This is a genomic window from Oleiphilus sp. HI0061 (assembly GCF_001635675.1).
Window position 1 is genome coordinate 1 of sequence record NZ_LWFE01001283.1, and the last position, 386, is coordinate 386.

General features: G+C 36.5%; 1 protein-coding gene. It reads right to left on the reverse strand.

Annotation, left to right across the window (positions count from 1 at the left end):
* The coding region (locus A3735_RS31195) for a 7TM-DISM domain-containing protein (protein ID WP_255375185.1) at nt 1–342 on the reverse strand (342 nt) is incomplete at its 3' end.
* Nucleotides 343–386 lie beyond the last annotated feature (44 nt).

Consider the following 386-nt stretch of genomic DNA (forward strand, 5'->3'; position numbering starts at 1 on the left):
CTTAGAGCTTATGTAGTCGATACCAATAAAATTCTTAATAAATGTTATCGCACTAATGCCGGTAAAAGCGGCAGAAAATACAACAGCGTGGTAATTAAATAGGGGGTAGTTTGGCCATAGATATTGAAAAGCGAGACCAGAAAGCACTAACTGGATGATTGCGCATGAGCTTAGGTATATTAAATAGTAAAGATAGCCTTTATCCTTTACGGTGAGATAAATAAAGCTATTGTAAAAAAGCATAATCAGGATTGCGCCGAAATATATCCCGGATAGAAGACTAAAAGATATGTTTTGCTTACTTAACTCATTTTGGGTAACGATTGAGAGCGGGAGTTGCAATACACCTTCTGACTGTATGTTTAGATATACGTCAAGCTCTGTAT